General features: G+C 76.6%; 1 protein-coding gene. It reads left to right on the forward strand.

Annotated features, from left to right (window positions below; translation table 11 throughout):
* Positions 1 to 37: 37 nt before the first annotated feature.
* Entirely contained in the window at positions 38 to 11,314 is an 11,277-nt protein-coding gene (locus O7628_RS23160) for a type I polyketide synthase (protein WP_278133600.1), read from the forward strand.
* The last annotated feature ends 16 nt before the right edge of the window (positions 11,315 to 11,330 follow it).

Genomic DNA, 11,330 nt, shown 5'->3' on the forward strand with positions numbered 1-11,330 from the left:
ACACGTACCGGTGCCACACGAGGGAGCGAGATCAACCATGGCGGACGAAGAGAGGCTGCGCGAGTACCTCACGCGGGTCATCGCCGAGCTGCACCAGACCCGCCAGCGGCTGCGCGAGGTCACCGCCGAGGAGTCCGAGCCGGTCGCCATCGTCGCGATGAGCTGCCGCTACCCCGGCGGCATCACCTCACCCGAGGCGCTGTGGGACTTCGTCTCCGCCGGCGGCGACGCCATCGGCGAGTTCCCCACCGACCGGGGCTGGGACCTCGACCGGCTGCACCACCCCGACCCCGACAACCCCGGCACCTCGTACACCGCCGCCGGCGGGTTCCTCTACGACGCGGGGCGCTTCGACGCCGCCCTGTTCGGCATCAGCCCCCGCGAGGCCCTCGCCATGGACCCGCAGCAGCGGCTGCTGCTGGAGGTCACCTGGGAGCTGTTCGAACGCGCCGGCATCGCCCCGCTGTCCCTGCGCGGCAGCCGCACCGGCGCGTTCGTCGGCACCTCCGGCCAGGACTACGCCGCCGTGCTGCACCGCGCCCCCGGCGTCGAGGGCTACGTCCTCACCGGCTCCGCCGCCAGCGTCGTCTCCGGCCGGCTCGCCTACACCTTCGGCCTGGAGGGGCCCACCGTCACCGTCGACACCGCCTGCTCCTCGTCGTCGGTCGCCGTCCACCTCGCCTGCCAGGCCCTGCGCCAGCGCGAGTGCGGCCTCGCCCTCGCCGGCGGCGCGACCGTGCTGGCCACCCCCGGCCCGTTCGTCGAGTTCTCCCGCCAGCGCGGGCTCGCCGCCGACGGCCGGTGCAAGTCGTTCGCCGCCGCCGCCGACGGCACCGGCTGGTCCGAGGGCGTCGGCATGCTCCTGCTCGAACGCCTCAGCGACGCCCGCCGCAACGGCCACCCCGTCCTCGGGATCATCCGCAGCTCCGCCGTCAACTCCGACGGCGCGTCCAACGGCCTCACCGCCCCCAACGGCCCCGCCCAGCAGCGGGTCATCCGGCAGGCCCTGGCCGGCGCGAAGCTCACCCCCGACCTCGTCGACGTCGTCGAGGCCCACGGCACCGGCACCACCCTCGGCGACCCCATCGAGGCCCAGGCCCTGCTCGCCACCTACGGCCAGGACCGGGGCGACGCCGCGCCGCTGCTGCTCGGCTCGATCAAGTCCAACCTCGGCCACAGCCAGGCCGCCGCCGGCATCGCCGGCATCATCAAGATGGTCCTGGCGATGCGGCACGGCACCGTGCCCGCCACCCTGCACGTCGACGCGCCCACCCCGCACGTCGACTGGGCCGCCGGCAAGGTCACCCTCGTCACCGAGCCGACCCCGTGGCCCGCCGTGGACCGGCCCCGCCGGGCCGCCGTCTCCTCGTTCGGGATGAGCGGCACCAACACCCACCTCATCCTCGAACAACCCGAGGCCGCCGCCCCCGCGACCGCCGCCGACCGGCCCGAACCGCCCGCGCCCGTGCTGCTCACCGGCCGCACGCGCGCCGCGCTGCGCCGCCAGGCCGAGCAGTGGTCCCGGTACGTCGCCGACGCCGCCCCGCACCCCGCCGACGTCGCCTGGTCCTCGGTGACCTCCCGCAGCCCCCTGGAACACCGGGCCGTCGTCCTCGCCGACGACACCGACGGGCTGCTCGCCGCCCTGACCGCCCTCGCCGACGACCGGCCCGCCCCCGGCCTCGTCACCGGCTCCGCCGCCGAACGCGGCGCCGTCGCGTTCCTCTACTCCGGGCAGGGCGCCCAGCGCGCCGGCATGGGCCGGGAGCTGGCCGCCGCGTTCCCGGTGTTCGCGCAGGCCCTCGACGAGGTGTGCGCCGCGCTCGACGCGCACCTGCCCCGGCCGCTGCGGGAGGTGCTGTTCGCCGACGCCGGCACGCCCGAGGCCGCGCTGCTCGACCAGACCGTGTTCACCCAGGCCGGCCTGTTCGCCGTCGAGGTGGCCCTGCACCGGCTCCTCGGCTCGTTCGGGATCGCCCCGGACCTCGTCGCGGGCCACTCCATCGGGGAGGTCGTCGCCGCGCACGTCGCCGGGGTGTTCACCCTCGCCGACGCGGCGACGCTGGTGGCGGCGCGGGGCCGGCTGATGCAGGCGCTGCCGACCGGTGGGGCGATGCTGGCGGTCGCGGCGTCCGAGGCGGACGTGGCCGCCGCCCTGGACGGGGTGGCCGGCCCGGTCGGGATCGCCGCGGTCAACGGTCCGACTTCTGTCGTCGTCTCCGGTGCCGAGGCAGCCGTGGACGAGGTGGCCGGGCTGTGGGCCGCCCGTGGGGTGAAGACGCGGCGGTTGAAGGTCAGCCACGCGTTCCACAGCCCGCTGATGGAGCCGATGCTCGCCGGGTTCGCCGCCGTCGTCGCCGGGCTCGACCTGCGCGCGCCGACCCTGCCCATCGTGTCCAACGTGACCGGTGAGCTGGCCGACCCGGCGGCGATCCGCACCCCGGACTACTGGGTGCGGCACGTGCGGGAGGCGGTCCGCTTCGCCGACGGCGTACGCGCCCTGCGGGCACACGGCGTCGGCACCTTCGTCGAGGTCGGCCCCGACGCCGTCCTCGCCGCCACCGCCGAGGAGACCCTCGCCACCGTCGCCACCGCCCCCGACGTCGCCACCGCCCCCGACGTCGCCACCGCCGCCGTCGTGCCCGCGCTGCGCCGCGACCGCCCCGAACGCCGCGCCCTGCTCGCCGCGCTCGCCCACCTGCACGTCGCCGGCACCGCCGTCCGCTGGGCCGACGTCCTCGCCGACCGGCGCGGCCGCCTCGTCGACCTGCCCACCTACCCGTTCGAGCGGCAGCACTACTGGGTGCCCGCCGAGGCCCCCGCCGACCCCGCCACCGGCACCGGCGCGCTGGACCACCGGTTCTGGGACGCCGTCGAACGCGCCGACCTCGACGCCCTGCGCGACACCCTCCACCTCGACGACGCCACCGTCGACTCCCTGCGCGCCCTGCTGCCCGCCCTCGCCGACTGGCGGCGGCAGCGGCAGGAACACACCGTCCTCGACGGCTGGCGGTACCGCGCCGAATGGCAGGTCACCGCCGAACCCACCCCCGGCCGGCTCGCCGGCACCTGGCTCCTCGCGCTCCCCGCCGGCCTCGTCGACGACCCGGCCGTCAGCGCGGTGAGCGCCGCGCTCACCGCAGCCGGGGCCGACCCGCTGCCGCTGACCGTCGCCCCCGACGCCGACCGCGTCGCCCTCGCCGCCGCCCTCGGCGGCACCCCGCTCGCCGGGGTCGTCTCCCTGCTCGCCTGGGCACCACCGGCCGACGACGCCGCCCTGCCCGGCCTCGCCGCCACCCTCGCCCTCACCCAGGCCCTCGGCGACGCCGGCCAGGACGCCCCGCTGTGGCTGGTCACCCGGGGTGCCGTCGCCGCCGCCGCGTACGACCGGCTCGCCGACCCCGCCCAGGCCGCCACCTGGGGCTTCGGCCGGGTCGTCAGCGTCGAGGCCCCGCACCGCTGGGGCGGCCTCGTCGACCTGCCCACCCGACCCGACGCCCGCGCCGCCGGCCGGCTCGCCGCGATCCTCACCGGCACGACCGGCGAGGACCAGCTCGCCGTACGCGGCCCCGGCGTCTTCGCCCGCCGCCTCGTCCGCGCCCCCCTCGGCGACCGCCCCCCGGCCCGCCGCTACACGCCCACCGGCACCGCCCTGATCACCGGCGGCACCGGCGGCCTCGGCGCGCGCGCCGCCCGCTGGCTCGCCGCCGCCGGAGCCGAACACGTCGTCCTCGTCAGCCGGCGCGGCCCCGCCGCCCCCGCCGCCGCCGACCTCGAAGCCGAACTCACCGCCCTCGGCGCCCGCGTCACCGTCGCCGCCTGCGACATCGCCGACCGGGCCGCCCTCGCCGACCTGCTGCGCCGCGTCGAGGCCGACGGCCCGCCCGTGCGCACCGTCGTGCACACCGCCGGCGTCGCCCAGACCACCCCCCTCGCCGAGGTCACCGCCGCCGAACTGGCCGAGGTCACCGGCGGCAAGACCGCCGGCGCGACCCACCTGCACGAGCTGCTCGCCGACCGGGACCTCGACGCCTTCGTCGTCTACTCGTCCATCGCCGCCACCTGGGGCAGCGCCGGCCAGGCCGGGTACGCCGCCGGCAACGCCCACCTCGACGCGCTCGTGCAGCAGCGCCGCGCCGACGGGCACGCCGGCACCGCCGTCGCCTGGGGCCCCTGGGCCGACGGCGGCATGCACGGGGCCGACTCCGACCAGCAGCTCCGCCGCCGGGGCGTACCCGCCATGGACCCCGCCGTCGCCATGGGCGCGCTCGCGCAGGCCCTCGACCACGACGATGTCACCCTCACCGTGGCCGACGTCGACTGGACCCGGTTCGCCCCCGCCTACGCCTCCGCCCGACGGCGGCCCCTGCTGGAGGGCGTACCCGAGGCGAAGGCCGCCCTCGACGGCGGCGCACCCATCGACGACGGCGACGACGGGCCCGCCGCGACCCTGCGCCGCCGCCTCGCCGGGCTCGCCCCGGCCCGCCGCGAGGAGACCCTCGCCGACCTGATCCGCGACCACGCCGCCGACGTGCTCGGCCACGACGGCGGGCCCGCCGCCATCGGGGCCACCACCGCCTTCCGGGACCTCGGCTTCGACTCGCTCACCGCCGTGGAGCTGCGCAACCGGCTCGCCGCCGCCACCGGGCAGGCCCTGCCCACCACCCTCGTCTTCGACCACCCCAGCCCGGTCGTGCTGGCCCGCTTCCTGCTCGGCGGCCTCCTCGGCGACGCCACCGAGCCCGCCCCGGCCGCCGCCGTGGCCACCGTGGACGGCGACGACCCGGTCGCCATCGTCGGCATGGCCTGCCGCTACCCCGGCGGTGTCGCCGACCCCGACCAGCTCTGGCGGCTCGTCGCCGACGGCGTCGACGCCATCGGCGACTTCCCCACCAACCGGGGCTGGGACCTCGACCGGCTCTTCGACCCCGACCCCGCCACCCCCGGCACCAGCTACGCCGACCAGGGCGGCTTCCTCCACGACGCCGCCGACTTCGATGCGGCTTTCTTCGGTATTTCGCCCCGTGAGGCCCTTGCGATGGATCCGCAGCAGCGGTTGTTGCTGGAGGCGTCGTGGGAGGCGGTGGAGCGGGCAGGGGTTGATCCGGCGGGGTTGCGGGGTTCGCGAACAGGGGTGTTCGTCGGCACGAATGGCCAGGACTATGGGGCCCTGTTGATGATGTCAGCCGATGCGGCGGAGGGCTTCGCCGGCACCGGCAACGCGGCGAGTGTGGTGTCGGGTCGGGTGGCGTACGCGTTGGGGTTGGAGGGGCCGGCGGTGTCGGTGGACACGGCGTGTTCGTCGTCCCTCGTCGCCCTGCACCTGGCGGTGCAGGCGCTGCGGCGCGGCGAGTGCGATCTCGCGCTGGCCGGCGGCGTCACCGTGATGACCACCCCCGCCACCTTCGCCGAGTTCTCCCGCCAACGGGCCCTCGCCCCCGACGGCCGGTGCAAGGCGTTCGCCGAGGCGGCGGACGGCACCGGTTGGGGTGAGGGCGTCGGGGTGCTCCTGGTGGAGCGGTTGTCGGACGCTCGCCGTAACGGGCATCGGGTGCTTGCGGTGGTGCGGGGTTCCGCGGTGAATCAGGACGGTGCGTCGAACGGTCTTACTGCGCCGAATGGTCCGTCGCAGCAGCGGGTGATCCGGCAGGCTCTCGCGTCGGCGGGGTTGTCGGCTGCGGACGTGGACGTGGTGGAGGCGCACGGCACGGGCACGACGCTTGGTGACCCGATCGAGGCGCAGGCGCTGCTGGCCACGTACGGGCAGGACCGGGAGACTCCGCTGCTGCTCGGCTCGGTCAAGTCGAACATCGGGCACACCCAGGCCGCGGCCGGCGTCGCCGGCATCATCAAGATGGTCCTCGCCATGCGGCACGGGACCGTGCCCGCCACCCTGCACGTGGACGCCCCCTCGGGGCACATCGACTGGACCGCCGGAGCCGTCGAGCTGGTCACCGAGGCCCTGCCGTGGCCCGGGGCGGGCCGACCGCGTCGGGCGGCCGTGTCGTCGTTCGGCATGTCCGGCACCAACGCGCACGTCATCGTCGAGCAGGGCGACGAGCCCGCCGACGCGTCGGCCGGGGTCCGCTCGCCGGGGCTGGTCGACGCTGAGGTGACGGTGTGGCCGGTGTCGGCGCGGTCGAAGGCGGCGCTCGCTGGTCAGGCGGCCCGGTTGGCTGCGTACGTGCGGGGGCACGGTGACGTGGATCCGGCGGTGGTCGGTTGGTCCCTCGCCACCACGCGTGCCACGTTCGACCAGCGGGCGTCGGTGGTCGGGTCGGGCGTGCCCGAGTTGCTGTCGGGGTTGGATGCTCTGGCGTCCGGTCTGCCGGCGGGCAATGTGGTGTCCGGTGTGGCTGCGTCGCCGGGTGCTGGTCCGGTGTTCGTGTTCCCGGGTCAGGGTGCGCAGTCGGCGCGCATGGCCGCCGGTCTGGTCGGCCGCACGCCCGTGTTCGACGCGAAGTTGGCGGAGTGTCAGCGGGCTTTGGCTCCGTTCCTGGACGTCGACCTGGTCTCGGTGTTGACCGGGGATGACGAGTCGTGGTTGGAGCGGGTGGAGGTCGTCCAGCCGGTCCTGTGGGCCGTGGGCATCGCCTTGGCGGCGGTGTGGGAGCACGTGGGTGTGGTGCCGCAGGCGGTGGTGGGTCATTCGCAGGGTGAGATCGGTGCGGCGTGTGTGGCGGGGATCCTGTCCCTGGCCGATGCGGCGAAGACGGTCGCCCTTCGGTCGCGGGCCCTGGCCGTGTTGCGGGGGACCGGTGCGATGGCGTCGGTGGACCTGTCCGCTGACGCGGTGACCGCACGCCTCGCGCAGTTCCCGGGTGTGGGTGTGGCGGCGGTGAACGGTCCGGCGACGGTGGTGGTGTCGGGTCCGCCGCAGCCGGTCGCGGACCTGGTGCAGGCGTGCCAGGCCGACGGGGTCCGGGCGCGGTTGATTCCGGTGGACTACGCCTCGCATTCCCCGTCGGTGCAGGACGTCGCCGAACGGCTCCGGGCGGACCTGGCCGACGTGACTCCCCTGCCGGGCCGCATTCGGCTGGTGTCGACGTTGACGGGGGACTGGGTCGACCCGGGGAGCATGACGGCGGACTACTGGTATGACAACCTGCGGCAGACCGTGCAGTTCGACGCCGCCGTCCGGGTCGCCGTGGCCGCCGGGCACACCACGTTCGTGGAGGTCTCCCCGCATCCGGTGTTGACGATGCCGGTGACGGCGATCCTCGACGACGCCGGGGTCACCGGCCACACGTTGGGCAGCCTGCGTCGGGGTGATGACGACCCGACCCGGTTGCTGACGAACCTGGCGGCCGCGCACGCGATCGGCCTGCCCGTCGACCTGACGAAGGTCCTCGCCGCAGCCGGAACCGTCGACCTGCCCACGTACGCGTTCGACCGGGGCCGGTACTGGCTGGAGCCGCCCGCGCACCAGGTCCGGGACGTCGGCGCCGCCGGCCTCCAGGACGCCGGGCACCCCCTGCTCAGCGCCGCGATCCCCGTCGCCGACGACCAGACGGTCGTGCTCACCGGCCGGCTGTCGGTGCGTACCCACCCGTGGCTCGCCGACCACGCCGTCGGCGGGGCGGTGATCGTCTCCGGGACCGGGATCGTCGACATGGTCGTCCGGGCCGGCGACGAGGTCGACGCCGGCCAGGTCGGCGACCTCACCCTGATCAGCCCGCTCGTCGTGCCGCCGGCCGGGGCCGTGCAGGTGCAGGTACGCGTCGGCGCGCCCAGCGACAGCGGCGAGCGGACCGTCACCGTGCACTCCCGCCCCGAGGGCGACGGCGACGGCGAGTGGACCCGGCACGCCGAGGGCCTGCTGCTGCCGCAGCTCCCCGCCCCGCTGGTCGTGCCGGGGGAGTGGCCGCCCGCCGACGCCGTCGAGGTCGACGCGGACCTCGACGCCTGGTACGCCGACATGGCAGGCGGCGGCCTCGCTTACGGCCCGGCCTTCCGGGGTCTGCTCCGGGTGTGGCGCGGCGTCGACGAGGCGTACGCCGAGGTGGCCCTGCCCGACGCGGTGGCCACCGACGCGCCCCGCTTCGGCCTGCACCCCGCCCTGTTCGACGCGGCGCTCCAGGCCAGCGGCCTCACCGGGCTGCTCGGCGACGGCAACCGCGACGGCGACGGCAACTCCGACGGCGACGCCGCCGGCACCGGCTGGATGCCGTTCGCGTTCCGTGCCGTCGGCCTGCACGCCCACGGGGCGACCCGGCTGCGGGTGCGGCTGCGCCCCCTCGGCCCCGACACCCTCGCCGTCACGCTCGCCGACGCCGCCGGGCAGCCCGTCGCCACCGTCGAGTCGCTGACGTTCCGCCCGGTCGCCGCCGGCCGGGCCGACGAGGCCGCCGCCCTGCGCCGCAACTGCCTGTTCCACCTCGACTGGACGCCGCTGGGCGGGACTTCGCCGGACCGGACGCCGCTGGAGCAGACGCCGTCGGACCGCCCCGGCGCGGCGGGCGGCACCGACGTGGCGGGCGGCACCCGCTGGGCGCTGCTCGGCGACGACCCGGCCGGCCTCTCCGCCGCGCTGGCCGCCGCCGGGCACCCCGTGACCGCCCACGCCGACCTGGGCGCCCTCGCCGCCGAGGTGGAGCGCGGCGGAGACGTACCCGATGTGGTGGTCGCGCAGTGGGTCGGCGCGGACCCGGCGCGGGCCGGCGACGCCGCGCACGACGCGGCCCGGGACGCCCTCGCGCTCGTGCAGGGCTGGCTGGCCCAGCCCGGCCTGGAACGGGCCCGCCTGGTGCTGCGCACCGCCGGGGCGGTCGGCGCGGCCCCCGGCGAGGCCCCCCGCGACCTGGCGCGCGCCGCCCTGTGGGGGCTGGTCCGCTCGGCGCAGGCGGAGCACCCCGGCCGGTTCACGCTGCTGGACGCCGACGACGACGCCGGCTGCCTCGCGGCCGTGCCGGCGGCCGTCGCCTGCGGCGAGCCGCAGGTCGCCGTGCGCGACGGCGCGCTGCTCGTGCCCCGGCTGGTGCGGGCCCGCGACGCCGGCACGCTGGCCCTGCCCGGCGACGACGTGCCGTGGCGGCTCGACGTCACCGAGAAGGGCACCCTGGAGAACCTGGCCGTGCTGCCCTGCCCCGAGGTCACCGAGGCGCTGCCGGCCGGGCAGGTACGCGTCGCGATGCGCGCCTCCGGCCTCAACTTCCGGGACGTCGTGCTGACCCTCGGCATGGTCCCCGACCAGGAGGTGCTCGGCAACGAGGGCGCGGGCGTGGTGCTCGACGTCGGCCCCGGCGTCACCGGCGTGGCCCCCGGCGACCGGGTGATGGGCCTGTTCTCCGGCTCGTTCGCCAGCGTCGCCGTCACCGACCACCGCCTCGTCACCCGCATCCCCGCCGGCTGGTCCTACGCGGAGGCCGCCGCCGTGCCGGTGGTCTTCCTCACCGCCTGGTACGGCCTGGTCGAGCTGGCCCGCCTCGACGCCGGCGAGTCGGTGCTGGTGCACGCGGCGGCCGGCGGCGTCGGCATGGCCGCCGTGCAGATCGCCCGCCACCTCGGCGCGGAGGTCTACGGCACGGCCAGCCCCGGCAAGTGGCCGGCGCTGCGCGCCACCGGCTTCGACGACGCGCACGTCGCCTCCTCCCGCAGCCTCGACTTCGTCGACGCGTTCCGCGACCGCACCGGCGGGCGCGGCGTCGACGTGGTGCTCAACGCGCTCAGCGGCGAGTTCGTCGACGCGTCGCTGCGGCTGCTCGCCCCCGGCGGCCGGTTCGTCGAGATGGGCAAGACCGACAAGCGGGACCCGCAGCGGGTCGCCGCCGACCACCCCGGCGTCAGCTACCAGGTGTTCGACCTCATCGAGGCCGGCCAGGACAAGATCGGCGAGATGCTCGCCGAGCTGGTGGCGCTGTTCGCCGCCGGCGCGCTGCGCCCGCTGCCCCGCCGCGACTGGGACGTCCGGCGCGCCCCGGAGGCGTTCCGCTTCCTCAGTCAGGCCCGGCACGTCGGCAAGCTCGCCCTGAGCATCCCGCAGCCGCCCCGCCTCGACGGCACCGTCCTCGTCTCCGGCGCGACCGGCACCCTCGGCGCGCTGCTCTGCCGGCACCTGGTCACCGCCCACGACGCCCGGCAGCTCCTGCTGGTCAGCCGGCGCGGCCCCGACGCCGAGGGCGCCGACGCGCTGCTGGCCGACCTCAAGGCGCTCGGCGCGGACGTGTCGATCGTCGCCGCCGACCTGGCCGACCCGGACGCCGTCGCCGACGTGCTGTCCCTGGTGGACGCCCGGCATCCGCTGCGGGCCGTCGTGCACGCGGCTGGCGTCCTCGACGACGGGGTGCTGGAGTCGATGACCCCCGACCGCCTCGCCGCCGTGCTGCGGCCGAAGGTCGACGCCGCCTGGAACCTGCACCGTGCCACGACCGGCCACGAGCTGACCGCGTTCGTGCTGTTCTCCGCCGCCGCCGGGGTGTTCGGCGGCCCGGGGCAGGGCAACTACGCCGCCGGCAACGCGTTCCTCGACGCCCTCGCCGAGCACCGGCGGGCCCTCGGCCTGCCGGCGGTCTCCCTCACCTGGGGCCGGTGGGCGCAGGCCAGCGGCATGACCGGGCACCTCGACGCCGCCGACATCCGCCGCCTCGACCGGGGCGGCATGGCCGCCCTGTCCAACGACGAGGCCCTCGCCCTGTTCGACGCGGCCTGGCGGTCGGAGCGGGCCGTGCTGATGCCCGCGAAGATCAGCACCGGGGTCGCCGCGCCGGGCGCGCCCGTGCACCCGCTGCTGACCGGGCTGGTCCGCGCCGCCGGCCGCCGGGCCGCCGCCGGTGAGGCCACCGACGGGCAGGCGTACGCGGCGCGGCTCGCCGGCCTCACCGCCGACAAGCGGGTACGCGCCCTGCGCGACCTGGTGCTGTCGAACGTCGCCGTCGTCCTCGGCCACGGCGACCCGGCCGGCATCGAGCCGACCCGCGCCTTCCGCGAGCTCGGCTTCGACTCGCTGACCGCCGTCGAGCTGCGCAACCGGCTCGGCGCGGCCACCGGGCTGCGGCTGCCCGCCACCCTCGTCTTCGACAACCCGACGCCTGCCGCGCTCGCCGCGTACCTCGCCGAGCAACTCGCCCCGGCGGGCGGTCCAGCCGATGCGGCGGGCGGCCCGGCGACGGGGGCCGGCCTGGACCTCGACCGCATCGAGGCGGCCCTCGCCGGCCTCGACCCGGCCGACGACGAGTTCCGCCGCATCACCGACCGGCTGCACGGCCTGCTGGACCGGCTGGCCGAGCGGCAGTCCGACGCGGGCGACGACGACCTGGAGTCGGCCACCGCCGAGAACATCTTCGACCTGATCGACCGCGAGCTGGAGACGTCGTGACCAGCCGCAACGACCA

The sequence above is a fragment of the Micromonospora sp. WMMD956 genome (assembly GCF_029626125.1).
GTDB lineage: Bacteria > Actinomycetota > Actinomycetes > Mycobacteriales > Micromonosporaceae > Micromonospora > Micromonospora carbonacea.